We start from the raw sequence: 25,343 nt of genomic DNA on the forward strand, positions 1-25,343 counted from the left end.
GTTAGATTATTATGATTGCTTCTATAATACGTTGGTCCGTTGGTAATCGATTTTTTGTATTACTCGCTACCTTTTTACTCGTAGGCATTGGTTTATATTCTGTTAATAAAACGCCTATTGATGCACTGCCTGATTTATCTGATGTGCAAGTAATTATTAAAACAAGTTACCCTGGTCAAGCCCCACAAGTTGTTGAAGACCAGGTTACCTATCCGATGACTACTGCCATGCTGTCAGTTCCTGGCGCAGTGACTGTTCGAGGTTATTCTTTTTTTGGTGACTCTTACGTGTATGTCATCTTTGATGAAGATACAGATTTGTATTGGGCGCGTTCGCGAGTACTTGAATATTTAAGTCAAGTAGCCCCTAGCTTACCCAGCAATGCACGACCGCAATTAGGACCTGATGCTACAGGCGTAGGTTGGGTATATTTATACGCCTTAGTTGATAAAACGGGTCAACAAGACTTAAGTCAATTGCGCAGTTTACAAGATTGGTTTTTAAAATATGAATTGCAAACTGTCCCTGGCGTATCAGAAGTTACTGCACTTGGCGGTATGGTTAAGCAATACCAAGTAAGAATTAATCCTGAAAAATTAAGAGCATTTGGGATCCCTCTTTCACATATTCAAATGGCTATTAAGCAAGGTAACCAAGAGATCGGGGCATCTGTTGTTGAAATGGCAGAAGCCGAGTACATGGTTAGAGCAACTGGTTATCTCAAAAGTGTTGAAGATTTAGAGAATATACCTTTAGGAGTCAATGAAAATGGCACACCTCTATTACTAAAAGATGTTGCAGATATTGGGACTGGCCCACAAATGCGTCGAGGTATCGCTGAGCTTAACGGTGAAGGAGAAACTGTTGGTGGTATCGTCGTTATGCGCTTTGGAGAAAATGCTCAGCAAGTCATTAATGGTGTTAAAGAAAAGCTAGAGCAATTGAAGAAAGGCTTACCTGAAGGGGTTGAAATTGTTCCTGTTTATGATCGCTCTGCATTAATAGAAAGGGCTGTTGATAACTTAGCTTATAAGCTATTAGAAGAATTTGGCGTTGTGGCGCTAGTTTGTATCATTTTCTTATTTCATGTCCGCTCGTCACTAGTCGCCATTGTGAGTTTACCTGTAGGGATATTGACGGCATTTATCGTTATGCATATGCAAGGTCTTAATGCGAATATTATGTCGCTAGGAGGGATTGCAATTGCGATTGGTGCCATGATCGACGGTGCTATTGTAATGATAGAAAATATGCACAAGCACATGGAAAAAACACCGTTAACTAATGAAAACCGCTGGAAAATAGTAGTGGAGTCGGCCAGTGAAGTTGGTCCTGCTCTATTCTTTAGCTTGTTAATTATTACGGTGAGTTTTGTTCCTGTTTTTACCTTGGAAGCTCAAGAGGGGCGAATGTTTGCTCCGCTTGCCTTTACTAAAACGTATGCGATGGCAGCATCAGCGGCATTAGCGATTACATTAGTCCCTGTACTGATGGGGTATTTTATAAGGGGTAAGGTTTTACCTGAGCATAAAAACCCGGTGAATCGCTTTTTAACCTTTATCTATATGCCTGCTCTAAAAACGGTATTACGTTTTCCAAAGACAACTTTAGTAGCAGCATTGGCAGTTCTTGCTATTGGTATATATCCACTTGACAAGATTGGTAGTGAATTTATCCCTCCACTTGATGAAGGTGACTTAATGTATATGCCTACAACTTATCCTGGTATTTCGATAGGGCAAGCACGTCAACTGTTACAACAAACGGATAAGCTGATTAAAACAGTTCCAGAAGTTAAAACTGTGTTTGGTAAAGTAGGTAGAGCGGAAACTGCTACTGATCCAGCGCCTTTAACAATGATTGAAACTTTTATTCAATTAAAGCCTCGTTCAGAGTGGCGAGAAGGTGTTACTACTGAGAGTTTGAAAAAAGAGCTAGATGGTTTAGTTAAGCTCCCTGGGGTAACTAATGCGTGGGTGATGCCAATAAAAACACGTATTGATATGTTAGCTACGGGTATTAAGACACCTGTTGGTATTAAAGTCGCAGGACCTGACTTATCGGTAATTCAGGACATCGGTAAACAATTAGAAGTTATTTTGAAAGATGTACCTGGAACAGCATCAGTATATTCAGAGCGTGTAGCTGGTGGGCGTTACGTTAAAGTTGATATACAACGCGCTAAAGCAGCTCGTTATGGTTTAAATATTAGCGAAATTCAGCAGGTTGTTGCTACGGCCATTGGTGGTATGAATGTCACCAAAACTGTTGAAGGCTTAGAGCGCTATCCAGTGAGTTTACGTTACCCACAAGACTATCGTGATTCGCCTGAAACATTATCTTTGCTACCAATAGTGACACCAAATGGACAAAGGATCTCATTAGGCGATGTTGCGAATGTGCTCGTTGAAGACGGCCCTCCGGGAATAAAGTCAGAAAATGCAAGATTAAATGGTTGGGCATTTGTAGACATTGAAGGTGTGGATGTTGGTAGTTACGTTGTTGATGCACAAAAGGTTGTTGAAGATAAGTTAAAACTTCCTGCTGGCTACTCAATTGCGTGGGCTGGTCAATATGAGTATATGCAACGTGCCAAAGCTAAATTGACTTATGTAGTGCCGTTAACCTTGTTCATTATTATTATTCTACTTTATCTGAACTTCAGAAATGTTATTGAAGTGGCAATGATCATGGGAACTCTACCTTTGGCTATGGTGGGTAGTATTTGGTTGATGTATATCCAAGGCTACAACTTCTCTGTCGCTGTAGGTGTTGGTTTTATCGCGCTAGCGGGGGTTGCTGTTGAGATAGGTGTGATTATGTTGGTTTATTTGAATCAGGCTTATCACGAAATGATTAATGATCATCAGTCAAAGGATATTTCAACAACGAAGGCTGATGTGCTTCAAGCGGTGTTACATGGTGCAGGCTTACGTGTACGTCCTGTCATGATGACCGCAGCAGCTATAATCGTTGGCTTATTGCCAATATTATATGGCACAGGTACTGGTTCTGAAGTGATGAGTCGTATTGCAGCACCTATGGTTGGTGGAATGCTAAGTGCGGTGATTTTAACTTTACTTGTTCTACCTGCATTATTTTATTTGTGGCGTTCGTCATCGATTAAAAATGTTTCGAGCAAGGCATAGAGCATGAAAACGTTGAAGGTTAGCCGGAAACTTCATCGGTGGTTGATGTTGTTTTTAGGCTTGCAGTTTTTGATTTGGTCGATATCAGGTGCCTATATGGTTATTTTTGATATTGACTATATCCATGGTGATAGTTTGGTGGTTAATCACCAAGCTAAAGTTAATGTGGATGAAATTACTTACCCATTATCTGCATTAGCTAAGCAATATCCTGACGCAAAAAACATTGCCGTTGAAGTTTTTATAGAGCAAGCCGTTTATCGTTTTACAGAGCATGACGAAAAATATGTTGTAAATGCTAGTAATGGGGAGAAGATTTCTCCCTTAAACAAAGTCGTAGCTATTAGCGCTGCAAAACACTATTACAGTGGTGATGGTGCGGTCCTTGAGTCTGAACTAATTACAGATAATCCACCGTTTGAATTAAGCCGTCGAGCATTACCTGCTTGGCGGGTTAACTTTGATGATTTTGGCAGTCCGTCGATATATGTTTCAGCTCAAACAGGAAAGCTTGTCAGTAAGCGACATGAATTTTGGCGAATCTTTGATTTGATGTTTAGTTTGCATGTCATGGATTACGAAGAAGAAGATCCAAGTAATAAACTACTTTTTTGGTTCACACTTTTTTCTATTTTTGCGGCAATTACTGGTGGTGTATTGAGTTACTTTGTTATTTTCAAAAACAGAGCAAAAAATACATTAGATAAAAGTATGGGAGTAGCTAGATAATGTTACTCCTTAAAAAGCTACATAAGTGGCTATCCTTGTTGGTTGGCCTACAACTACTAGTATGGTTAGGAACAGGCTTATATTTTAATTTGATGGATCATCAAAAGGCTTCAGGAAATCAATATAAACAAACTCCCGTTGTTGCCCAAGTTGATATTAATAGGTTAGTTGAACCACAGCTTGTCTTATCTCAATCAAAACAAGTCGTATCGTTAAAACAAATATCACTATTAGAGCACCCTTACTATTTGTTAACTCATAATAAAGGTTTATATAGCCATTTTGACAATGACTACTCTTTGGTTGATGCGTACACCGCTGAGCCAGTCGTTATTGATGAAACTATGGTTAGAAAACTGGCTCAGTCTTCCTACAATGGTAAAGGTGTGATTAAAAATGCAGTTAAATTATCACCTCCATATGAAGATATACCTCGTGAGCAAAATGAAGTGTGGCAAGTTAACTATGCTGATTATATTCAAACTAGCGTTTATATTGATGCTGGTTCTGGTCGAATAATTAAACACAGTAATGATGATAAACGGTTTGTTGATATTTTCTTTATGCTTCACTTTATGGATTATGGCACTGAAGGAAGCTTCAATAATGTTCAAATCATTTTATTTTCTCTTTTCACGCTTTTCTTTTCCTTAACTGGCTTTATTTGGACTATTGAGCTGCTCTTTAATGGTCAATACAAAGTTCGCTTTGGCAACAAAAGTCGAACTTTGGCGCTATTTGATAAAGATCTGGAGCTTATCGGGGAATTCGATTTAGCTACTAATACCAACTTACTTGACGGTTTAATTGATCATGATATTGCTTTGTCATCAACCTGTGGCGGTGGCGGGACTTGTGGCCAATGTAAAGTACGTCTTGATAGCAGTGTTAAAGTCACTTCAGCAGAGCATGTACTTTTAACAAAGGAACAATTGCAACAAGGTTACAGATTGGCTTGTCAACATGATGCAACAGAAACAAAGAGGCTAACATTAATTGACGTTACTAAAGCCAAAAAATACCTTCTTGAATTAACGCATAGTGAGTTTATTAGTCCCTATATAAAAGAGTTGCGTTTTAAAGTGCTTGGTGGTGAGAAATTAAAATTCAAAGCAGGTGCTCATCTTCGTTTCTATATACCACCAGCTAAAGGAATATCTATACCAGCGCGTCTTCCTGACGCTTTCAAATACCATTGGCGTGATATTGAGTATTTTGAGTATGAGCATCAAGCTTGTAGTCGAAGCTATTCTCTAGCTAATGGTGATGGGCAGATTGAAGCTGGTACTAACGAGTTAAAGTTTACCGTCAAAATTCAAAATGCTCCAAATAAAAGTATATATCCCGGTGTAGGTTCTAGCTACATATGCAATTTGGGGCTAGGGCAAACAATAGAAGCGGCTGGTCCATTTGAAGATTTTCACGCTAAACCTTCAAGTAATAAAACAATGATGCTTATCGGAGCAGGCTCTGGAATGGCACCATTGAAATCATTGATTGAAGAGCAATTGTGCTTCTACCAAAAAGAAAGAAAGGAAACTAGAGGTATCTATTTTTTCTATGGTGCTAGAACTGAGGAGGACTTGTTATATAAAGATGAGCTTTACAGGCTTTCTAGAAAATATCCAAATTTTTTTTACTACCCTGTTTTGTCTAGGCCGCATAAGAACTGGTCAGGAGCAAAGGGGTATGTTCAAGATTTACTCACATCAAATATTAACAAGATTTGTCAAATTGATGGTGTTGAATTTTATCTATGCGGCCCACCGAATATGATGTCGGCAACGATAAATCTTTTGAAAACTAAGAATGTTGATGCAACTAATATTGCATTCGATGAATTTATATAAATTAACCTTAATCACTAACGTAGGAGAAAACCATGAAAACTAACTTTATTAAAACTGTAGGCAAAATCGCTTTGATATTAGTACCAGCAATTACTTTATCAATGAATGCATCCGCTCATGATCCGAAAATGCATGCAAAAAAAGCAGAAAAAGCTGATTGTAGCAAAATGGATCATAGCAAGATGGATATGAAAGACCCTGTAGCAATTGCCATGATGAAAAAGTGCATGAACCAATCTAAAGCGTCAACCGATGATATGGACCATAGCAAAATGAACGATATGGACCAAAGCAAGATGAAAGATATGGATCACAGTAAAATGAAGAAAACGGGTGACAAAAAAGTCAATAAAGATAATCACGAAAATCACTAATTAACTTAAGGGTTCACTTAGTATAAAAATATGTACTAAGTGAACGTTTATATCAGGAGTTTCAAATATGAGTGAAGATAAATTAGCTTTTAAATCAAGACGGATGTTTGTGAAAGGTGTCGCTGCAACAGCTTTTTTGTCAACTTTACCTTTAAGCGCCTTTTATACTTGGGCTGACTCAAACAATGCCGAATTAAGTGGGAGGAATATACATTTAAATATAGGTGAAAAAGAAGTCAATATTACAGGGCAACAAGCTGCTGCAACGCTGGTGAATGGTTTGCTACCAGGTCCCGTCTTAAGATTAAAGGAAGGTGATGATGTGACTATTATGGTCACTAATAATTTGTCAGAAATGACTACGATCCATTGGCATGGGATCATATTAGAACCAGAGATGGATGGTGTTCCTGGTATCAGTTTTCCCGGAATAGAACCAGGTGAAACATTCACTTATAAATTCAAATTAAAACAACATGGCACCTATTGGTATCATGCGCATACCTTGGCTGAACAAACTGGCGTATATGGCGCTCTAGTGATTGAGCCTAAAGACTCTCTCGAAAATGAACAAGTAGATAAAGACTTTCCTATTGTGCTGAGTGACTGGACGGATGAAAACCCCGTTGACGTATTCCTGAACCTTAAAAAAATGGGTGGTTATTATAATTATCAGCAACTCACTGCGGTTGATTTTATTGATGATGTGGCCAATGTTGGTTTCGCTGCGGCAATGAATAAGCGAGTACCATGGAATAAAGCAAGAATGAGTCCCACTGATTTTAGTGATATAACCGCTTCAACTTATACCTATTTAGTCAATGGAGCCTCACCTAATGCAAATTGGCATGGAGAGGTTAAGCAGGGAGATAAAGTTAGATTAAGGTTTATAGGTGCGGCTACATCTACTTTTTTTGATGTGCGTATTCCCGGATTAAAACTCAAAATTGTGGCGACCGACGGGCAAAAAGTACACCCCGTATTAGTGGATGAATTTAGGGTTGGTCCAGGGGAAACCTATGATGCAATTGTGGAAATTAAAGACGCTAGTGCGTATTCAATATTTGCACAATCAATGGACAGATCTGGCTTTGCCAGTGCAACATTATCTGCAAACAGAAGTGATACAGCCATTAGGCCAGAATTAGACGAACCAGCATTATTAACAATGTTAGATATGATGGGCGACATGAATGGAAATATCGGCACAATGTCTGATATGAAAGACATGCCCATGGATGGCAAAACCATGAGTAAGCCATCATTAAAAACAGCAAGTAAAGAAGTTCGACATGCATCCACAGAATATGGCCCAGGGGTTGATATGCGCGTTAATATGCCCCGTACTAACCTTGATGACCCTGGTCCAGGACTCAGAGACACTGGACGAAAAGCATTAACTTATGCTGATTTAAAAAGTGTGCATCTACCAGAAGACACCCGAATTCCTAGCCGTGAAATTGAAATGCATTTAACGGGCAATATGGAGCGCTTTATTTGGTCGATTGATGGTTTGAAACTCAATGAAGCAAAGCCTCTTCATTTTCCCTTAGGTGAAAGAATTAGGGTTATCTTACATAACGACAGCAATATGCTACATCCAATGCATTTACATGGTATGTGGTCTGATTTGGAGTCACCCGAAGGGGAATTTCAAGTAAGAAAACACACCATAACAGTACAGCCTGCTCAACGAGTGAGTTTTTTAGTCACTGTTGACGCCCCCGGTCGGTGGGCGTTTCATTGTCATTTACTTTACCATATGGCTGCTGGCATGTTTAGGGAGGTAGTCGTCGCATGAAAACATTAATATCATTAAAAATACAAATCCTAGCATTGGCTAGTGTGCTAGTTATTGCTAGTAACACACAAGCAGAAGTGCCGTCAATGGATAAAATGGGCACATCGTCGCCAACAACTGTATTCGAAAATTTAAAGCAGGATACCTGTAAAGATAAAGTTCGAGACACCAAAGCCATGGGTGACATGAAGGGCATGGGTGACACGAAAGGCATGGGTGACACGAAAGCCATGGATGACATGAAGGGCATGGGTGACATGAAGGGCATGGGTAACATGAAGGACATGGGTGACACGAAAGCCATGGATGACATGAAAGGCATGGGTGACATGAAGGACATGGGTGACACGAAAGCCATGGGTGACATGAAGGGGATGGGTGATATGAAAGCTATGCCACCTGCTCTAGGAGGAGATGCACCCAAAAATGCTCGGGACCCATTCGCCAATTCTGGTGGCTATGAATACAGGGGAATGTCGGGATGGGAAGACACCGATGAGTGGAAAGTAGGTAAATTTATTGCTGACCAATTTGAATATAGAAAGGGTGATGCGACAAATTTTTATCGATGGGACACTCAATCATGGTATGGCACCGATTATGACAAGTTTTGGGCAAAATTTGAAGGTAATGAAAATAGTAGTAAAGATGAAGGGGAACTAGAGCTACAAATGCTTTACAGCCATTCGGTTGCAGCTTTTTGGGATGCTCAAATTGGACTTCGTTATGACCGGGCACATAACCCCAATGGAACTGAATCCCGGTATTTTGGAGTGTTAGGTTTTCAAGGTTTAGCACCGTATTGGTTTGAGGTGGAGCCTGCTTTGTTTATTAGTAATAAAGGTGATATCTCGGGTCGGCTTGTAGCAACTTATGATTTACTGATCACGCAAAAACTGATATTTCAACCTCGGCTTGAAGTCAATATTTCTGCAAATGACTTGCCGCAATTTAACATAGGCAAGGGGATTAATGATCTTCAACTCGATTTACGCTTACGTTATGAAATTAACCGTGAATTCGCCCCATATATTGGTCTAGCTTGGTTTAGTAAATATGGCAAAACCGCTGATTATTTTCGTACAGCAGGCGAAGCGACAGTTGATACTCAACTCGTTGCAGGTGTGAGATTTTGGTTTTAAATACACTGCGAGTATTAATATGCAAGTCACCATGTATTCCTCTAGATTGATCAATCTAGAGGAGACTTCACTAAGAGAGAACAAAAATGAAAAGTTTAAAATTATTAATATTACTAACACTAATTGCTGCAATTGCTGCTGGAGCTGTTATTTACTCTGGAGTCGTTAATGTCGCGGCTGATGAACCACATAGTGCTCTGACTTATTGGCTTCTTGAACAAACTCGTGAAAATTCAATTCAGCAAGCCTCTAAAAATATTGAAGTACCTGATTTAGAGGATCCTGAATTACTCCTTAGTGGCGGAGTTGACTATAACTTTATGTGTTCAAGTTGCCACTTAAAACCAGGGCAAACAGAAAGTGATATGAGTGTGGGTTTATACCCAGCCCCACCTAATTTAACCATTGCAGCCCAAAGCCATGAAGGTCATGAGCACGGTGATGAAACACAAAGTGATCGTAAAAATTTTTGGGTGATCAAACATGGGATTAAAGCATCAGGAATGCCAGCTTGGGGGAAAACTCACGACGATGAACGTATCTGGGCAATGGTGGCATTTATTAAGAGGCTACCAACATTGACTCCAGAGCAATATCAAGTACTTACAGCAGTAGAATAAAAAACGGATAAAAGAGAATTATTATATGAAAATTATTCCAATTACATTAGTTGCATTTTCGTTTTTAGCTTGGGTTATTAGCCCAGTGACATTTGCTCACAACAATGCAAGCAGTAAGCATAGAACTTACCTAAAAGGTTCGGGAGCAGAAACGGATCCTGGAAAAATTGTTACTCAGTTTCATAAAGCAATCAAGTTAGGTAATAAGAATAAAGCTCGATATTTATTGGACGACAATGTGACCATATTTGAGGGCGGTAAAGTTGAAAAATCTGCGGATGAATACGCAAATCATCATATGCTTTCTGATATGAAATATGCGGCAAAACTTTACACTGAAGTACTTGAACATAACGTGACACTGGTTGGGGATATGGCTTATTCAGTTTCTCGTACTAGATCAACAGGACAATTCAAAGGTAGTTATATAAACAAAGAAGGAATGGAAACAATGGTCCTTCTAAAAGAAGGTGGGAAATGGAAGATTTCTCATATTCATTGGTCACACTAACGTAAATTCAATCATTATAAAAAAGGTTTAAAAAATGAATAAATACATTATCGCACTATTAACACTCGTTATTAGCTTTACATCAATAGCACATGATGACAATGACCATAGTAATAAAGATAAAAAAGCAATCACTGATATTATCGCAAGCATTAAATACGGTTGGGAAAATGGCGATGGAATGCCTTTTAGACAAAACTTTTTAGATTTCAATGGTGCTCGTTATATTGAGTCGGGCGGTCAAAATAAAGGTTTAGATTCCCTAGTTACTCATCATGTTGAGCCAGAAAAAGGCGCTATGGAATATATGACGCTGGACTTTACCGATATTGAAGTTCATTTTGAAGGAGATGATAAATCCTTTGCCTGGGCTATTGCTAATACACGTTTTAAAGCTAAATTGAAAAAAAGTGACCGTGAACTTGATAAAAGTGGTTATCAAACGTTTTTATTTCGAAAAATAGATGGTGAATGGAAAGTTGTTCATAGTCACTCTTCGGGGCGTGATTACAAACCTAAGAAAGAGCATCAGCATTAATCGGTATGTATTTCACCTCAAAGAAATTGATGCAATTAATTATTACTTTTTAGTGGTTTTATTTTCTTTAAAAATTTAAATAGTGTCAAAGTTTATAGATATGATTTAAATAACAATCATATCTATATTTTTCAGGCGTTTTGATTTAACAATAAAAGTAGCTTATGAAAATTGTTTACTTAGGGAATAATTTATTTTCCTCATGCTTAAAATATTTGCTGGAAGAAGGTCATCAAATACTGAGAGTGTATAAAAATAGCTCTACACATGACTCATCTATAATAGATAGGTTATGTGAAAATAATTGCATTCCTTTGCATAGCCACAAGCCTAGCTTAAGTGAACTAAATCAATTGATTTCACAAGGAACCGAGATGTTCATAGTTGCAGAATATTCTTATTTAGTCCCTGTTACAAAGGTAAAATATGCAATTAATATACACCCAACATTATTACCTGAAGGTAGAGGTCCAACCCCATTACCTTACTTAATAAGAGCGCCTGAATATTCAGGTGTGACTATACATAAAATTAGTGAAAACTTTGATTCTGGAGACATAATATTACAGTCCCAAGTACCACAATCAACAGATGAAAGTTTAACCACTTTAATGATAAAGATGCACATTGAGTCAGTAAAGTTACTGAGGATTTTTTTTGAGAATATTGATGAGTATTATAAGTCTGCCAAACCTCAAATTGAGTATTCATATTGGTCAAAAATTGATGTATCCAAGAGGGTTTTGGATTGGAACTCACCAATTAATGATATCAAAAATCAAATGAGGTGCTTTGGTCATCTAGGGCTAATTGTAAAGTTAGATCAGGAATTATGGGTTACTTCTCATCTAGAAATTATAGATTATAAACATAATTTAATACCTGGATATGTAGCTTTTGAAGATGACAGTTTATTGGCTGTTAATGCTTTAGATGGGATCATATGTATACATAAAAAATCTATATTTTCGATGCCTATGTGATGAGAACATCATAATCGATAGGGTCTGCATGATATTTTAAATAGTATATTGTAAGAATAAAATGGACATAAACGAGCAATCAAAATAATGACTTTGTGCTAAAAACCTTGATTTAAAGTTGATTTCAATCAAGGTTTTTATTTTAGAAACAATATAATATTAGTATTGGAGTTTTTAAAGGGTTACTAATTTAATGTTATTTCGGTTGAATTGGCTATTTTTAATTATCATATATTTGTCTGTTAACGGGCAAGTGTTTGCTAAAGCTATTCATATATGTCCCGAAATGGCGATGACTTCTTCTGCATTATATACCTCTACTACAAGAGTAAAAATTCATGACCATGATCAAAAAAATGATCATCATGGCAACAGTGAACAAATAAATAAAACCCATAATGAACATGAATCAGCAGCAATGGATGATTGTAAGTGCGTAGATTGTGATTGTGTGCAAAATATTACCGGACAAACAAATTCATCACTTTTGCAAGATTCAAAGATAACAGACTATTTCCCTTTTCTCTCAAAAGTACTCGCTAATTTAAATCGACATCTTATATCCCAACCAAATTCCAATCCATATCGACCTCCTACAACAAGCTAATACAGGATAAGTGTGCCTGTTTTTCGCTCACTTAATCTGTAATCCCATAAAAGTTTAGAGCAATAATTTGTAATGTTGATTGACCTCATCTAGCAAATTAGAAGTTACTTTCATGCTCTACAACTCGTATTTAAAAAACATTTCTTTAATTTATTAAGCGTAGAGAAGTTCCTCTCGCTATAACAAAATACTAAGGTGATACCATGAAAAAGGTACTTCTCCAATCGGCTGTAACAGCAGCCCTCTCAATGTCATTGATGACAACTGTTAATGCACAAGAAAACTCTTCTTTGGATATTGGTCGTTTAGCGATTGCTGGTTATGGCGATGTTACTTATATCAGTCAAGGCAACATGAAAGATGAAGAAGGCAACGATATTCAAAATAATGTCGTTGCACGATTTGTTCCGATTTTCTTGTTTCAACTTTCTGAAAAAATTCATATAGAAGCAGAAATTGAATTTAGTACCAATGAAGAAGGTGAAACTGAAACAGAACTTGAATACGCTAACATGCATTACTTTCTTAACGATAATACTATCATTACAGCGGGTAAATTTTTATTACCTTTTGGCCAGTTTGGAGCTAATTTACATCCTAGCTGGATCAATAAAGCAGTTAGTAACCCCGGTCTTTATGGTGGTCACGGTGGTAATGGCTCATTAGGTGGCATTACGAGTATCCTAGGTGATACGGGTATTAGTATCGCTAATACGTGGAACATGGGGGATGCAGGTCGAATATTTACGGACTTTTACACAGTAAGTGGACCACGCCAAGAAGAAGGTGATCATGGTGGTGGCGTCGAAATGGAAGTTAAAAAAGGCGACAACAATGACAGTATGGCCTTTGGTGGTCGTGTAGCTTATGCATTTTTGCCTGAATGGGAAATTGGTATTTCTTATTATACTGGCGAGTACAGTGATGACGGTGATTTAAACTATAGCGCTTATAACATTGATTTTAACTGGGTTGGCAGTTATGCCAGTGTCCGGGGTGAGATTTTTGGCTCTACCGCAGAAACCGAAGGTGAGACTGAGGCAGAAGTAGAAGGAGAGCACGGGGAAGAATGGGTAAAAGACTTTGACAAAAATGGCTGGTATATCCAAGGTACTTGGCAGGCACGTCAACTAGGTAAAGCTTGGTTAAACCCTATTGAGTTAGTTGTTCGCTACTCTGATATTGAGTCAGACTTTGATGGCAGCATTGGCCATGATTTTGAAGAAGATGCAGGCAAAATGGGGAGCCGTATATATTACGGTATCAATTACTGGCTAGAGCCAAGTGCAGTGTTAAAGTTGGGAGCTGAAAGTACTTCTATCGATAACGAAGGTGCCGGTCACGGTGGAATAGTCGATGATCGCGTATTTTTACAATTAGCGTTTGGCTTTTAAGGAGCACACTCATGAAATTAGTTAAATTATTATTACCATTGATTACGTTAACCATCAGCGCATTTTCAGTGCCTGCACAACATTTAAGCGATGCATCATTAGTAGCGAAAGGTGCCAAAGTTTATGGTGAAAATTGTGCTCGTTGCCACAATGCGCGTCCCGCAGAAGAGTATTCTAAAAAAGAATGGTCTGTTGTTATACCTCACATGCGTGCGAAAGCACATATGACCGGTAAGGAATCATTGGCAGTAGAAGCTTTTCTAGCGAGTACCTTAACTGCTGATGTGCGAAATACCCCAAGTCATGAAAGTGCGGATGCCCCTAAGAGGACAGGTGCTGAATTAGTCACACAATTTGGATGTCAGGGCTGTCATCAGCTTAAAGGAGAAGGCGGTACGCTGGGTCCTGTTTTAGATGATGTTATTTCAGATAAAGGTGAGGCATTTGTATTGCAAAAATTAATCGATCCTAAATTTAATAATGCCGCTTCTGCTATGCCTAAATATCCAATGACTAAAGAAGATATCGCGGCAATTATTGAATTCTTAAAACAATAGCATAACCGAAGCTCAATGGATGATTTTTTGACGGCATTATACGCCATGCTATTTATATTGCCGTCATTTAATTATTTGATATTTAAATCCTAATGTTGTTTTTTTGAAGATAATGAAACGATGTCAATTGTTAGTGATTAACTTTCAAAATTTTTGTTAACAAAGAATAGTATTTGCAGATGACTACTTGACCTGTGTCTAAGGCATAGGTGTAAGTTAAGTATAATTTTAAAAAATGCTGTGTTTGCATATTAAGAATAAGGGCATGTGTAATGAAAGTAACAGAACTAGCAAGAACTTTGAATACAACACCTGATACGGTGAGGTACTACACTAAAGTTAGACTAATTATGCCGATAAAAAGTGCTGGAAATGGCTATAAAATTTACGGTAAACAAGCTCAACAAAGACTTAAGTTTATTTTAAGTGCTAGACAATTAGATTTTTCAGTCGCAGAGATCAAAGATATTTTAGTTGAGGCTGACAAAGGGCATACCGCTTGCCCATTAGTGAGAAAAATTATTGAGTATCGGCTTGCTGAAACCGAAAAACAGTTTCAAGCCGCACTACGCTTAAGAAAAAAACTGAAAAGTGCCATTAATGATTGGCAAAACAAGCCAGATAAAACACCGACTGGGCATATGATCTGCCACCTCATCGAAGGTGATATTCGAGATGATGCGCAAATAGGAGTAAATAATGAATAAATCAGCGAACATAACTGACAAGCAGAATAATCAAGAGCTGATCATTGAAGGTGCTGGCTGCGGAAGTTGCGTCGGTAAGATTGAAGCGGCGCTAAAGAGCATTAATGGCGTCGATAGTTCAGAAATGAATTTTGCTTTGCGAACTGTATCGGTAACTGGAGAAGTAGCTTCTGAAGTGCTTATAAAAGCCATCGAAACACTTGGTTATAACGCAGAAAACGCGTGAAAAAGGAGATAACTATGAATAAACCAAAGGACAGCACTGGCCATAAAAATAGCCAAGAGCTGATTATTGAGGGCGCTAGCTGTGCAAGTTGTGTCGCCAAGATTGAAACAGCATTGAAGCGTATTGATGGCGTAGATAATGCTCAGATGAACTTTGCATTGAGGACTGTTGTTGTTGATGGAGAAGTTGATTCAGAGGATCTTGTGCAAGCCATAGAATCAATAGGTTACAACGCAAGGAGTGCAGAAGATACAAGTGATGATGAACTATTAGATGAGAAGGAGATTGCAGACCAAAAATACTATACAAGTTTAATGAGAAAAATGTGGATAGCCTTGGGCCTTGGCGTACCGTTGATGATTTATAGTATTGCAGGTGGCCCAATGACTGTTGAAACTACGTTGGAACGTGGTATTTGGTTATTTATAGGGATCTTATGTGCAGCCATTATGTATTTTGCAGGTAAGCATTTTTATGTTGGTGCTTGGAAATCTTTTGTAAATCATAGTGCAAATATGGATACGTTAATTGCTCTGGGAACAGGTACTGCATGGATTTATTCTATGGTAGTTGTTTTCTTTCCCATGGCTGTTCCTGAAATGGCAAGGCATGTTTATTTTGAAGCTACTGCAATGATCATCGGATTGATTGATTTAGGGTTAGCATTAGAAGTAAAAGCGCGAGGAAGAACAAGCGAAGCAATTAAGCGTTTAATTGGGTTACAAGCAAAAACAGCACGAGTAGTTCGTGATAAGAAAGAAGTTGATATTGCTATTGAGCAAGTTTTATTAAATGACATTGTTCGAGTACGCCCAGGAGAAAAAATTCCTGTAGATGGCCTAGTCATTGAGGGGCACACCTCGATAGATGAGTCCATGTTAACAGGGGAGCCTATGCCTGTCGCAAAAGAAGAAGAAGATGAGATCGTTGCAGGAACATTAAATAAGACGGGTTCAATTCTTTTTAAAGCGACAAGAGTAGGTAAAGATACTGCGTTAGCACAAATTATTAATATGGTGAAAAGAGCACAAAACTCTAAGCCACCAATTGGGCGCTTAGCAGATGCTATATCTGCCTATTTCGTGCCTGTTGTTATGATCATCTCTATTGTTAGCGCTTTGGTATGGCTTAACTTCGGTCCTGATCCCGCGTTAGCCTTTGCGATTGTCTCTGCAACCACGGTTCTGATTATTGCCTGCCCTTGTGCTTTAGGTTTGGCTACACCAATGTCAGTGATGGTCGGTGTAGGTAAGGCTGCCGAAGCTGGAGTTTTGATTAGAAATGGAGAAGCGTTACAAACAGCATCAAAAATTACCGCGATGATTCTCGATAAAACGGGGACTATTACAGAGGGTTCTCCTACGGTAACCGACATTCTCGTTGCTGATAAATCCTATACAGAAAAATATATCTTAACGATAGCCTCTAGTATTGAAAGCAGATCTGAACATCCACTTGCACAGGCTATCGTTGATTCCGCGATAGCACAAGAGATCGATCCTGAAGATATAAGTGATTTTCAAGCTATAGCTGGACACGGTATAGAGGCAAAACTTGAAGATCATCATTTACTCTTCGGTAATCAAAAGTTGATGTTTAAAAAAGGCGTGTTTTTAGGAGAATTTGTCTCAAAAGCACAAAAGTTAGCTGATGAAGCTAAGACACCAATGTACCTCGCTATAGATAATAAACTTGCAGCAATTATAGCTGTATCTGATCCAATCAAAGAAGACTCTATTGAAGCAATCAAAAGGCTACAAAGTAGTGGTATCAGAGTAGTTATGCTTACTGGCGATAATAGAGCTACTGCAAATGCAGTAGCAAAAAAAGTCGGTATAAAAGAAGTGTTTGCTGAGGTACTTCCAGAAGATAAGTCAAATAAAGTGGCGGAATTACAAGCCCAAAATGAAATCGTTGGTATGACAGGAGATGGTATTAATGATGCCCCAGCATTGGCATTGGCCAATGTTGGATTCGCCATTGGTACTGGAACCGATGTGGCAATTGAAAGTGCTGATATCACCTTGATGAGAGGATCACTTCATGGCTTAGCTGATGCAATAGCTGTCAGTAAAGCCACGCTTAGAAATATCAAACAAAACCTGTTTGGTGCATTTATTTATAACGTTGCAGGGGTTCCATTTGCAGCAGGGATTTTATACCCATTTTTTGGTTTGTTACTCAGCCCGGTTATTGCAGGTGCTGCCATGGCATTTTCATCATTAACTGTGGTCAGTAACGCCAACCGTTTACGTTTTTTTAAACCCAAAGAGCATTAATATAAGGGGTTCAATATGTTAATAATTAATTTAATTGGCTTAGGCTTAATCGTGTTAATTGTTTGGTGGTTTTGGTTATACCAAGCGCAATCAACTCAAGTGAGCGATGAGCAGGATAATAGTGAAATAACCGTTGTTGTTGAAGACGGAATTTATCAACCTGCGCATATTTCTTTGCTTGAAAATAAAGCATTACAGATAAACTTTGTCCGTAAAGATGCCAGTCCTTGTGCGGCAACCGTGCTGTTTCCTGAATTAGAAATAAGTGCCGATTTACCACTAAATAAAACCTTTGCTGTCCAGTTACCGCTCTTGAAAAAAGGTGAATATGCTTTTCATTGTCAAATGAAAATGTATAGCGGTACCTTGGTTGTTAAATAAATAAACACTTTTAGAGGAAATTATTATGACTGATTTAGATCATAGAGTTGGCGTTAGAGAAAATAACCTAGTGGTTAGAAATCTTAGGCTTACCAAGGTAACAGATGAAAACATCGATGGGTTAATTGCCGAAATAGATCACCTGTTTGGCTTAGACGAGGTTTCCTTCAATCGAAAAGAGAGGACCATTCACTTAGCCTATGATGCGGCGAATTTGAACCTTGATGGTATTGAAAATGTTATTAGAAAACATGGAGTGGATATTCACAACGATTGGTGGACGCATACTAAAGAGGGCTATTACAAATATTGTGATCAAAACGTTAAAGATAATTTTGAACATGAACCTTGGAGTTGTCATAAAGCACCACCAAGTTCGACTAAAAGAAAGCGTTAGTACCTAGCCAAAATAACTTAATAAGGAATTACTTATGTTAATAAAAACATTTCAAAATTTTGCACTAACAGTATTTTTTCTAGTGCTCACAGGATGTGCAAATAGTGATTTATCACACCGATATCTAATGCGTGGTCAAGTAGTTTCTGCATCACCAGATAATATTGTTGTCTGTGTTGGATTTGATGACGGTGCAAAAGTGGGACAAATTTTAAATACTTACCGATTTGCTATGAATGATGATAATGAAGACGGTGCCGATTTTTTTCGTAAAGTTGAAAAAGGACAAATTATAATCGATGAAATTATAGATGAACACTTCGCTAAAGTTTCAGTTTTGTCCGGCACAATTAAAAAGTTTGATATGGTGCAATTAAATAAATAAAAGTGCACCGCTGCGTGATGTAGGTAATTAAATATCACGTTTTTTTACTTAACAGAAGCAATTAGGATACTCATTATGGAAGGTTTATTGTCGTTACTGGTTTACGCTGTATTATTTTATTTTCTGATGCGCTTTGGTTGTGGCTCACATATGGTTCATGGCCATCACAAGGCAGAAGAAAAAAAATCAAATAATGATGTTTTTATGGATCCAGTCTGTGGAAAAGTTGTAGCTGACAACGAAGGTTATGGTGAATTGGTCGATGGTAAGTTGTTTCGATTTTGTTCCAAATCTTGTTTAGATGAGTTTGATAATAATATTGAACAACTAAGCAAAAAGCCTAATAAATTTATTGTTAAAGAGGAGCACAAAAATGAAGCATAAAATTTCTCTTTTTGCTTTTGGCAATGCTACCAGTTTGTTTTTGCTAATGAGTTTTATAATCTGCGTGGTATTCGATCTCATTCTTCCAGAACAGGCGATGTACACTGTCTGGTTAAAGCTCTTACCCGGCTTTACGTGGATATCATGGCGCAGCTTTCTTTTAGGTGCGGCTGAAAGCTATGCGTACGGATGGTACATCGCGTTAATTTGGGTACCGTTATATAACTATTTTGGCCATAAAGTTAAATTGGCCAAAGAGTAATTCAGCTAAAGTGGAGGTTTTTAATCTGACTGCCATGAAACTCAGCGTTGGTGTAAGTGATCTGATATTGCTGATGATTGATGGAATCAACTTAAAGAAGACTACTATAAATTTACCGTTCAAAATTTAAACGGTAACGCTGAGCACGTGGCGAGTTGTTGTAATAAAGCACCCGCAGGTTAAAAAATTGTAACTTAAGGATTAATAATGGAAATTTCACATTCAGGGATGTGGGTACTAGCGCTGATCATGATCGTGCTTGTCTCATGGTATATGTATAAATATTTGGCCCCTACGTCTTGGCACGAATGGGCAGGGGCAGGAGTGGTACAAGCTTTTATTATTGCGCTATATGCAGAAATGTATGGATTTCCATTAACGATTTACTTACTAGCGCGTTTTGGTGGTCTCGACAAAACCGGTCTCAATGCCAATCTGTGGTCTTCTTTGGTGGGGATGGGTGAAACAGGCATGATGATCTCAATGATTTTGGGCTACATATTACTATTCATTGGCATCGGTATATTTTTTCAAGGCTGGCGTCAGGTACACCGAGCCAGACAAGAAAATAAATTGGTGACTGATGGACTTTATGCCTTGGCACGGCATCCACAATACACGGGGTTATTTATTGCATTGTTTGGTGAAGGCGTGGTGCATTGGCCAACACTTTTTTCTGTCGGATTACTACCGGTTATCATCTTTATCTATTACCGACTGTCCAAACGCGAGGAATTAGCGGTAATAAAAGAATTTGGTGAGGAATATATAGAACATCAAAAACGAGTACCGATGTTTATCCCTCGCTTATCGCAATGGAAGTCTTTTATCGCTCAATCAAAATAAATACGAAAGTGGAGGTTGAAGAGCCATTTCACCAGTATTAGTCACTACTGGTGGATCAGGCCATTCGCTCTTCTGAGGGCTATGCAATTCAAAGAGTCAACGAAGCTAAAGGGGATACTGCAAAGTTCATCGCTTTATTATCTGAGTACGAGAAAGCGCCCGAAGTTACCAAAAGGCGACTTTACCTAGAAACAATGAGGCAAGTTTTGCCTAGAATAGAAAATAAAATAGTAATTGATACGAAAGTTGCATCGGTATTACCTTTATTACCTCTTTCAACGGCTAAAGGAATTGAATAATGAATAAGATTAAATATCTAGCCGCTTTCATATTATTTCCACTAATAATTTTAGGATATGAATCACTCTATAAAGTGGGTGAAACAGAACAAATCATAATTACACAGTTTGGTAAACCTATTGGTGGGGTTATTGATGCTGCTGGGCTGAAGATTAAGCTCCCTTTTATCCAAAAAATCAATAGCATTGAAAAACGGATTCTTTTATGGGATGGGTCGGCAAATGATATGCCAACGAAAGATAAGCTTTATATAACGGTTGATACCTTTGGTCGTTGGCGTATTAAAGATCCTCTACAATTTTTCTTAAGGCTAAGAGATGAACGCAGTGCACAATCTAGATTAGAGGACATTCTCGGCAGTGAAACTCGTAATGCAGTTGCTAAACATGAGCTGATTGAAATCATTCGTACTACTAAAGAAAGAAAAGCTTCGATAGATCCTCTCCTGGCAAATGCGAGTATTGGTAAGTTATTACCAATTAGTCGTGGAAGACGTCAAATTGAAGAAGATATTTTTTCCGCAGCATCTAACAAGTTGAGTGAGTTTGGTATTGAACTTATGGATATTCGTTTTAAGCGTATTAATTATAATGAGAGTGTACGTCAAAAAATTTATTCTCGTATGATTAGTGAACGTCAACAAATTGCAGAAAGGTTTCGTTCAGAAGGCGCTGGAGAAGCCGCCCGAATAATAGGTAGTAAGCAAAAAGAGTTGCAACAAATAGAGTCGGAAGCATACAGGAAAACTGAAGAAATCAAAGGGGATGCTGATGCATTGGCAACCGGAATTTATGCCAAAGCCTATAACAAAAACAATTCAGCACGTGAACTCTATGAATTTGTACAAATACTTGAAATTTATCAAGATATCATTGATGAAAAGACAACCTTGATGTTAACGACAGATAGTGATATTTATCGTTTGTTAAACGGAGTTAACAATCAAAAACAGAAGATTGATTAGTTGTATTCAATTTAAGAGTAAGGAAAATAATGGCCTATAAATATCGACTATCAAACGATTATATTGTTCACAGGTTACTTTTTTGGAAGAGCTGGACGAACTAAAATATTAGCAGGTAACAACCTTGTAGAAACACAGCTAAAACCCTTGCCTGTCAAGGCAAGGGATAAATATTGCCTATTTTACTGGACCATGGAGATTATAAACTATGACCTATTGGATTTTTAGCCAAGGTTTAGCTGTTCCTGCTAGAACAGATAAGTTGTTGGAAAAGCAAAGAGTAAAACCGTTAACAGCATTAAACAAAATCACAAAAGTTATAGATATGGAAGAAAGTAGTATTCAGAACCTAGAAATAAATGACCAAAAGAGGAAAGTTGTAAACACTGCTTATCACAATATTTCCAATAAGGAACGTCAATCAGTAAATAACGCTAATGATTTTATGTCATCTCCGGTAGTTACATTATTTGAGGGAACTTTAATCTCAGAAGCGCGTGTTAAGTTTCAAGATTATCGCTTTCGTCATTTTCCAGTGGTTAATCGAACTAGTCAGATCATAGGAATTGTTTCAGATAGAGATATGCTTGCAAATACTAATTTTAATGAACAAGTAATTTCTACAAAAAATGCTACGGATCCTGTTTCTCAAATAATGGTTAATGATGTCATTACTGCTTCTGCGGATACAAGTATTAATGAAATTTGCCAAGTAATGTTTAATCAACACATTGGGGCACTTCCAATAGTCGATGAAAAACATCAATTATTAGGGTTAATAACTCGAAGTGATATTTTGAGAGTAATTATCAAAAATGAGCAAATGGAGTTTTGGGTTTAAATATTATTACTCTTTATTGTTTGCGATAATAATGAAAGGTGGGTTTTACTCACACCTTGGCTGTTGATTTTTAAGGGTTTAAATTTGTTGTTGGCATTGTAGTTGCAAGAACAGAAGGACCTATGACGACATATTGACACCTGAGAAATAATCATGACCACCATAAATAATTCCCTTTTGGCCCAGATGCAGAGCATGTCTCTTGAAGCCATAGCAAAGCCACAGAATAACGATAATATTGTTAACAAAACAACCAATAATTTTGGTGATTTATTGTCAAACGCTCTCAATACTGTAAATGATTTACATAAAGATGCAGGAAAGAAAACTACAGCATTTGAATTAGGGGATAGAAGTGTAACGTTAGCAGATGTAATGATTGCAAGATCTAAAGCTGGTATAGGTTCAGATGCGACTATTCAAATTAGAAATAAGGCAATTGAAGGTTACAAAGAGATCATGAGTATGCCTGTTTGATTCTGCTTAGTATTGAAACTAAGAAGTTCATTATTCATTACTTAGTTTTAAGTGTCTTATGAATGAACAATATATCCGAAAGGACTTTACCTTTGCTAGTATTAAACGCAAATTCTGGGATATCCTATGGAATAGCTGCCTAGTTTGCAAATTCCCGATGTTTATCCAAGTCCATTTATCATGAAAACTCAGGGATAAAAACTCATGTAGGAAAAGTTATCAGCCAATTTCATAAAGCAATTTAAAAAAGGTCATAAGAAAAAAACAAAGTCCTTGTTAGCTGATGATGTCACTATTTTTGAAAAGGGGCGGGGAGAAGGTTTTGTGGATGATTATGCCAATCATCACAAGCTTGTGGATTTCTTTTCACACACAATAAATATAGGTCAAGTTCTTAGTGTAAATAAGGAAAAGGATATGTCAAAAATTATAGTAATCACTGGTGCTGGTTCAGGTATAGGGCTTCAGCTATCTAAAACTTTGCTGCTAAACGAGCTGAGTATACAAGTTATCGCTATTGGTAGGCGCGGTAATAGACTATCTCAATTACAAGAACTTTTTCCAAAAAAAGTGTTAACTATTGAGGCCGATCTAGCTTCTCCTGAGGGACGGAAGGAAGTTATATCAACTCTTTCTAAATATTCGCATATTGACTATTTAGTGCATGCTGCTGCAACCATTCATCCGTTAAATAGTATTAAAAACGTCAAACTCGATGATTGGCGACAGTCTCAGCAGATAAATGTTGAAGCGCCTTTTTTCTTAACCCAATTATTATTAAGTAAATTTAATAATAGTAGAGTGCTTTTTATAACTAGCGAAACAATCATTCATCCAGTTTCTGGTGCAAGCAGCTATTGCGTTAGTAAAGCAGGGCAGCAAATGGTATACGAGTGTTTTAAAACAGAGTTTCCTGTAAATCAAGTTGCTTTTGGTCTTGTTTCACCTGGGATGGTGGATACACCAATGCAAGAACAAATCAGGCAGGCTGATCCAAACGAACTTCCAATGATTGAAACAATATCACAATTATTTAAAGAAAATAAATTATTGGCACCTAGTTTGGTTGCAGATTTTCTTAAATGGTTATTGTTGACGGTAAATGTAAACGAGTTTAGTCAAAATATGTGGGATATTTATGACGTAAAGCATCACTCATATTGGCGAAATAAAAATGAAAACTAAGTCTCTTTTAACTGCTATTTGCGAAACTATCAAGGCGGGTTGTTATGACCAATAAGATATTTTTATCGGATATTGAAAAGTTTAAAAAAAATATTTCAGGTGATGTGTTGTTAGCCACAGACGATCAATATCAAGACTTGTGTAAGTTATTCAACCGAGCAATTCATAAAGCCCCTTTTATGCTTGTAGTTGTCCATGATGTTACTGATATTCGTCATACTATAGAATTCTCGTTGAAACACCGTATGGCTGTCAGTATAAAAGGAGGAGGGCATAGTATTTGGGGGAGCTGTCTGAAAGAAGGTGGGGTCGCTATTGATATGAGTGCTTTGAAATCTATCAGTATTGATCAAGATTTAAATATAGCGAGTGTTGGTGCTGGTGTACTTAATCAAGATTTAGACAAGGCAACTCAAGAACATGGTCTCGCCTTACCACTTGGGACTTGTCACTCTGTAGGTGCTGTAGGTGCAACATTGGGTGGCGGTATAGGCTTTTTATCGAGAAAATATGGACTTACCTGTGACAACGTAGTGCAATTTGAAATGCTCACCACAACAGGGGATTTAATAAAGGTCAATCAAAATTGTCATCAAGACTTGTTTTGGGCTTTGAGGGGGGCTGGCAGTAATCAATTTGGCGTCATTACTCAAGTAGATTATCGACTTCACCCTATGCCTGAATTGATATTCGGAGGAACGATTAGTTGGCCAATTCATTCAGGTAGCTTAATTCTAAAAAACTACCAAAAGCTTATGTCAGACGCTACTGATGATTTATTCTTGTATATATTTACCTCCAGAGATCAGCACTCCAACCCTATTATCTCTGTATTTGGATTCTATTTGGGCAACGTGCAAAAAAGTGAGAAAATTTTTAATAAACTTTTAAGCTGGGCTAAACCTTTGACATCAGACATTAAAATTAGACCCTATTTAGATCTACAGTCTGCACATTATCAAGAAGGTGTAGCTATTTATTGGAAACACGGTTTTATAGAAGGCCCTCTAACGGACAAACTCATCAAATTGATAATAGATTTAAATGAACGATGTCCATGTTCTTCTGGGGGGATCATGTTAGATCCACTAGGTGGAAAAATAAATAAAATTGATAGTTTAAGTACAGCGTTTATTCATCGTGATTCTCAGTATATTTGTAGTGTTACAGGATTATATTCAGGAGATTTTGTTCCTGATTTTATCAAAGACTGGGTGAGTGAGAGTTATCAGGCACTAATTCCTTTTTTTAATGGGTATGCTTATCAAAATTATGAAGACATTGAGCTGGATGAAAGCAAGTGCTATTTCGGAGATCATTTTGAAAGACTCCAGCAAATCAAATTATTATATGATCCACTAAATTTATTTAGTGGCGTTTTGTCCAAGTAGAGGCTAAAACTGCGGAATAGTCTATTGTTATCGATAACTTAACTCGTAAAACTATATTGCATT

General features: G+C 37.6%; 28 protein-coding genes. All 28 read left to right on the forward strand.

The window, feature by feature from the left end; all coding sequences use genetic code 11:
* Positions 1-11 precede the first annotated feature (11 nt).
* The 28 genes from B6A32_RS02975 (at position 12) to B6A32_RS03110 (ending at position 25,280) form a co-directional block, all read left to right on the forward strand.
* On the forward strand, positions 12-3,149 hold the full coding sequence (locus tag B6A32_RS02975; protein WP_008128603.1) for an efflux RND transporter permease subunit: 3,138 nt from the start codon (positions 12-14) through the stop codon (positions 3,147-3,149).
* Between the two features lie 96 nt (positions 3,150-3,245).
* Positions 3,246-3,878, forward strand: coding sequence for a PepSY domain-containing protein (locus tag B6A32_RS02980; RefSeq protein WP_328589001.1), 633 nt, complete (start codon positions 3,246-3,248; stop codon positions 3,876-3,878).
* The gene (locus tag B6A32_RS02985; RefSeq protein WP_077283647.1) at positions 3,878-5,728 is read left to right on the forward strand and encodes a 2Fe-2S iron-sulfur cluster-binding protein; all 1,851 of its coding nucleotides are present in this window, start codon (positions 3,878-3,880) and stop codon (positions 5,726-5,728) included. Before B6A32_RS02980 ends, B6A32_RS02985 begins: the two co-directional genes overlap by 1 nt.
* Before the next feature lie 32 nt (positions 5,729-5,760).
* Positions 5,761-6,102, forward strand: coding sequence for a hypothetical protein (locus B6A32_RS02990; RefSeq protein ID WP_085301223.1), 342 nt, complete (start codon positions 5,761-5,763; stop codon positions 6,100-6,102).
* 67 nt (positions 6,103-6,169) lie between these two features.
* Positions 6,170-7,903, forward strand: a complete 1,734-nt coding sequence (locus tag B6A32_RS02995) for a copper resistance system multicopper oxidase (protein ID WP_085301224.1) — start codon at positions 6,170-6,172, stop codon at positions 7,901-7,903.
* Positions 7,900-9,045, forward strand: a complete 1,146-nt coding sequence (locus tag B6A32_RS03000) for a copper resistance protein B (RefSeq protein WP_198946861.1) — start codon at positions 7,900-7,902, stop codon at positions 9,043-9,045. Before B6A32_RS02995 ends, B6A32_RS03000 begins: the two co-directional genes overlap by 4 nt.
* A gap of 86 nt (positions 9,046-9,131) precedes the next feature.
* The gene (locus B6A32_RS03005; protein ID WP_085301225.1) at positions 9,132-9,665 is read left to right on the forward strand and encodes a c-type cytochrome; all 534 of its coding nucleotides are present in this window, start codon (positions 9,132-9,134) and stop codon (positions 9,663-9,665) included.
* 25 nt (positions 9,666-9,690) lie between these two features.
* Positions 9,691-10,176: a YybH family protein gene (locus B6A32_RS03010; protein ID WP_085301226.1), complete on the forward strand. Its 486-nt coding sequence runs from the start codon at positions 9,691-9,693 to the stop codon at positions 10,174-10,176.
* 34 nt (positions 10,177-10,210) lie between these two features.
* Positions 10,211-10,714 (forward strand): YybH family protein, encoded by a 504-nt coding sequence (locus B6A32_RS03015; protein WP_085301227.1) that lies wholly within the window; start codon positions 10,211-10,213, stop codon positions 10,712-10,714.
* 164 nt (positions 10,715-10,878) lie between these two features.
* Positions 10,879-11,697 (forward strand): formyltransferase family protein, encoded by an 819-nt coding sequence (locus B6A32_RS03020; protein WP_085301228.1) that lies wholly within the window; start codon positions 10,879-10,881, stop codon positions 11,695-11,697.
* Positions 11,698-11,890: 193 nt separating this feature from the next.
* On the forward strand, positions 11,891-12,304 hold the full coding sequence (locus B6A32_RS03025; protein ID WP_085301229.1) for a hypothetical protein: 414 nt from the start codon (positions 11,891-11,893) through the stop codon (positions 12,302-12,304).
* Between the two features lie 203 nt (positions 12,305-12,507).
* On the forward strand, positions 12,508-13,698 hold the full coding sequence (locus B6A32_RS03030) for a hypothetical protein (protein WP_085301230.1): 1,191 nt from the start codon (positions 12,508-12,510) through the stop codon (positions 13,696-13,698).
* Positions 13,699-13,709: 11 nt separating this feature from the next.
* Positions 13,710-14,255, forward strand: a complete 546-nt coding sequence (locus B6A32_RS03035) for a c-type cytochrome (protein ID WP_085301231.1) — start codon at positions 13,710-13,712, stop codon at positions 14,253-14,255.
* Positions 14,256-14,527: 272 nt separating this feature from the next.
* Complete coding sequence (locus B6A32_RS03040; protein WP_085301232.1) at positions 14,528-14,962, forward strand: MerR family transcriptional regulator; 435 nt, start codon at positions 14,528-14,530, stop codon at positions 14,960-14,962.
* A complete protein-coding gene (locus B6A32_RS03045) occupies positions 14,955-15,188 on the forward strand; it encodes a cation transporter (protein ID WP_085301233.1) in 234 nt (77 codons plus the stop codon). The genes B6A32_RS03040 and B6A32_RS03045 overlap by 8 nt, the downstream gene beginning before the upstream one ends.
* A gap of 14 nt (positions 15,189-15,202) precedes the next feature.
* Positions 15,203-17,467 (forward strand): heavy metal translocating P-type ATPase, encoded by a 2,265-nt coding sequence (locus B6A32_RS03050; protein ID WP_085301234.1) that lies wholly within the window; start codon positions 15,203-15,205, stop codon positions 17,465-17,467.
* A 15-nt stretch (positions 17,468-17,482) separates the two neighbouring features.
* On the forward strand, positions 17,483-17,848 hold the full coding sequence (locus B6A32_RS03055) for a cupredoxin domain-containing protein (RefSeq protein WP_085301235.1): 366 nt from the start codon (positions 17,483-17,485) through the stop codon (positions 17,846-17,848).
* 25 nt (positions 17,849-17,873) lie between these two features.
* Positions 17,874-18,245, forward strand: coding sequence for a hypothetical protein (locus B6A32_RS03060; protein WP_085301236.1), 372 nt, complete (start codon positions 17,874-17,876; stop codon positions 18,243-18,245).
* A gap of 34 nt (positions 18,246-18,279) precedes the next feature.
* Entirely contained in the window at positions 18,280-18,630 is a 351-nt protein-coding gene (locus tag B6A32_RS03065; protein ID WP_085301237.1) for a hypothetical protein, read from the forward strand.
* A gap of 75 nt (positions 18,631-18,705) precedes the next feature.
* Positions 18,706-19,014 carry a YHS domain-containing protein gene (locus tag B6A32_RS03070; protein WP_085301238.1) on the forward strand — a complete coding sequence of 103 codons (309 nt, stop codon included), beginning with the start codon at positions 18,706-18,708 and terminating at the stop codon, positions 19,012-19,014.
* Positions 19,004-19,276 carry a DUF5676 family membrane protein gene (locus B6A32_RS03075; RefSeq protein ID WP_085301239.1) on the forward strand — a complete coding sequence of 91 codons (273 nt, stop codon included), beginning with the start codon at positions 19,004-19,006 and terminating at the stop codon, positions 19,274-19,276. The genes B6A32_RS03070 and B6A32_RS03075 overlap by 11 nt, the downstream gene beginning before the upstream one ends.
* A 207-nt stretch (positions 19,277-19,483) precedes the next feature.
* Positions 19,484-20,122 (forward strand): methyltransferase family protein, encoded by a 639-nt coding sequence (locus tag B6A32_RS03080; protein WP_085301240.1) that lies wholly within the window; start codon positions 19,484-19,486, stop codon positions 20,120-20,122.
* 50 nt (positions 20,123-20,172) lie between these two features.
* Positions 20,173-20,421 (forward strand): SPFH domain-containing protein, encoded by a 249-nt coding sequence (locus tag B6A32_RS03085; protein ID WP_085301241.1) that lies wholly within the window; start codon positions 20,173-20,175, stop codon positions 20,419-20,421.
* Positions 20,421-21,386, forward strand: a complete 966-nt coding sequence (gene hflC, locus B6A32_RS03090) for a protease modulator HflC (RefSeq protein WP_085301242.1) — start codon at positions 20,421-20,423, stop codon at positions 21,384-21,386. The genes B6A32_RS03085 and hflC overlap by 1 nt, the downstream gene beginning before the upstream one ends.
* Positions 21,387-21,594: 208 nt before the next feature.
* On the forward strand, positions 21,595-22,227 hold the full coding sequence (locus B6A32_RS03095; protein WP_085301243.1) for a CBS domain-containing protein: 633 nt from the start codon (positions 21,595-21,597) through the stop codon (positions 22,225-22,227).
* 153 nt (positions 22,228-22,380) lie between these two features.
* Positions 22,381-22,704, forward strand: coding sequence for a flagellar hook-basal body complex protein FliE (gene fliE, locus B6A32_RS03100; RefSeq protein ID WP_085301244.1), 324 nt, complete (start codon positions 22,381-22,383; stop codon positions 22,702-22,704).
* A 273-nt stretch (positions 22,705-22,977) separates the two neighbouring features.
* Entirely contained in the window at positions 22,978-23,889 is a 912-nt protein-coding gene (locus B6A32_RS03105; RefSeq protein ID WP_143327860.1) for an SDR family NAD(P)-dependent oxidoreductase, read from the forward strand.
* 44 nt (positions 23,890-23,933) lie between these two features.
* Positions 23,934-25,280 (forward strand): FAD-binding oxidoreductase, encoded by a 1,347-nt coding sequence (locus tag B6A32_RS03110; protein WP_085301246.1) that lies wholly within the window; start codon positions 23,934-23,936, stop codon positions 25,278-25,280.
* Positions 25,281-25,343: the final 63 nt, after the last annotated feature.

Origin of the sequence: Colwellia polaris (assembly GCF_002104515.1) — a bacterium.
Taxonomy (GTDB): domain Bacteria; phylum Pseudomonadota; class Gammaproteobacteria; order Enterobacterales; family Alteromonadaceae; genus Cognaticolwellia; species Cognaticolwellia polaris.

Coding starts and splice junctions, on each gene's coding strand:
- B6A32_RS03040 (WP_085301232.1), top strand. CDS start 14,528: ATGAAAGTAACAGAACTAGCAAGAACTTTGAATACAACACCTGATACG.
- B6A32_RS03070 (WP_085301238.1), top strand. CDS start 18,706: ATGGAAGGTTTATTGTCGTTACTGGTTTACGCTGTATTATTTTATTTT.
- B6A32_RS02985 (WP_077283647.1), top strand. CDS start 3,878: ATGTTACTCCTTAAAAAGCTACATAAGTGGCTATCCTTGTTGGTTGGC.
- B6A32_RS03110 (WP_085301246.1), top strand. CDS start 23,934: ATGACCAATAAGATATTTTTATCGGATATTGAAAAGTTTAAAAAAAAT.
- B6A32_RS03050 (WP_085301234.1), top strand. CDS start 15,203: ATGAATAAACCAAAGGACAGCACTGGCCATAAAAATAGCCAAGAGCTG.
- B6A32_RS03010 (WP_085301226.1), top strand. CDS start 9,691: ATGAAAATTATTCCAATTACATTAGTTGCATTTTCGTTTTTAGCTTGG.
- B6A32_RS03030 (WP_085301230.1), top strand. CDS start 12,508: ATGAAAAAGGTACTTCTCCAATCGGCTGTAACAGCAGCCCTCTCAATG.
- B6A32_RS02995 (WP_085301224.1), top strand. CDS start 6,170: ATGAGTGAAGATAAATTAGCTTTTAAATCAAGACGGATGTTTGTGAAA.
- fliE (WP_085301244.1), top strand. CDS start 22,381: ATGACCACCATAAATAATTCCCTTTTGGCCCAGATGCAGAGCATGTCT.
- B6A32_RS03035 (WP_085301231.1), top strand. CDS start 13,710: ATGAAATTAGTTAAATTATTATTACCATTGATTACGTTAACCATCAGC.
- B6A32_RS03095 (WP_085301243.1), top strand. CDS start 21,595: ATGACCTATTGGATTTTTAGCCAAGGTTTAGCTGTTCCTGCTAGAACA.
- B6A32_RS03055 (WP_085301235.1), top strand. CDS start 17,483: ATGTTAATAATTAATTTAATTGGCTTAGGCTTAATCGTGTTAATTGTT.
- B6A32_RS03005 (WP_085301225.1), top strand. CDS start 9,132: ATGAAAAGTTTAAAATTATTAATATTACTAACACTAATTGCTGCAATT.
- hflC (WP_085301242.1), top strand. CDS start 20,421: ATGAATAAGATTAAATATCTAGCCGCTTTCATATTATTTCCACTAATA.
- B6A32_RS03080 (WP_085301240.1), top strand. CDS start 19,484: ATGGAAATTTCACATTCAGGGATGTGGGTACTAGCGCTGATCATGATC.
- B6A32_RS03045 (WP_085301233.1), top strand. CDS start 14,955: ATGAATAAATCAGCGAACATAACTGACAAGCAGAATAATCAAGAGCTG.
- B6A32_RS02990 (WP_085301223.1), top strand. CDS start 5,761: ATGAAAACTAACTTTATTAAAACTGTAGGCAAAATCGCTTTGATATTA.
- B6A32_RS03000 (WP_198946861.1), top strand. CDS start 7,900: ATGAAAACATTAATATCATTAAAAATACAAATCCTAGCATTGGCTAGT.
- B6A32_RS03015 (WP_085301227.1), top strand. CDS start 10,211: ATGAATAAATACATTATCGCACTATTAACACTCGTTATTAGCTTTACA.
- B6A32_RS02980 (WP_328589001.1), top strand. CDS start 3,246: ATGGTTATTTTTGATATTGACTATATCCATGGTGATAGTTTGGTGGTT.
- B6A32_RS03020 (WP_085301228.1), top strand. CDS start 10,879: ATGAAAATTGTTTACTTAGGGAATAATTTATTTTCCTCATGCTTAAAA.
- B6A32_RS03075 (WP_085301239.1), top strand. CDS start 19,004: ATGAAGCATAAAATTTCTCTTTTTGCTTTTGGCAATGCTACCAGTTTG.
- B6A32_RS03025 (WP_085301229.1), top strand. CDS start 11,891: ATGTTATTTCGGTTGAATTGGCTATTTTTAATTATCATATATTTGTCT.
- B6A32_RS03060 (WP_085301236.1), top strand. CDS start 17,874: ATGACTGATTTAGATCATAGAGTTGGCGTTAGAGAAAATAACCTAGTG.
- B6A32_RS02975 (WP_008128603.1), top strand. CDS start 12: ATGATTGCTTCTATAATACGTTGGTCCGTTGGTAATCGATTTTTTGTA.
- B6A32_RS03065 (WP_085301237.1), top strand. CDS start 18,280: ATGTTAATAAAAACATTTCAAAATTTTGCACTAACAGTATTTTTTCTA.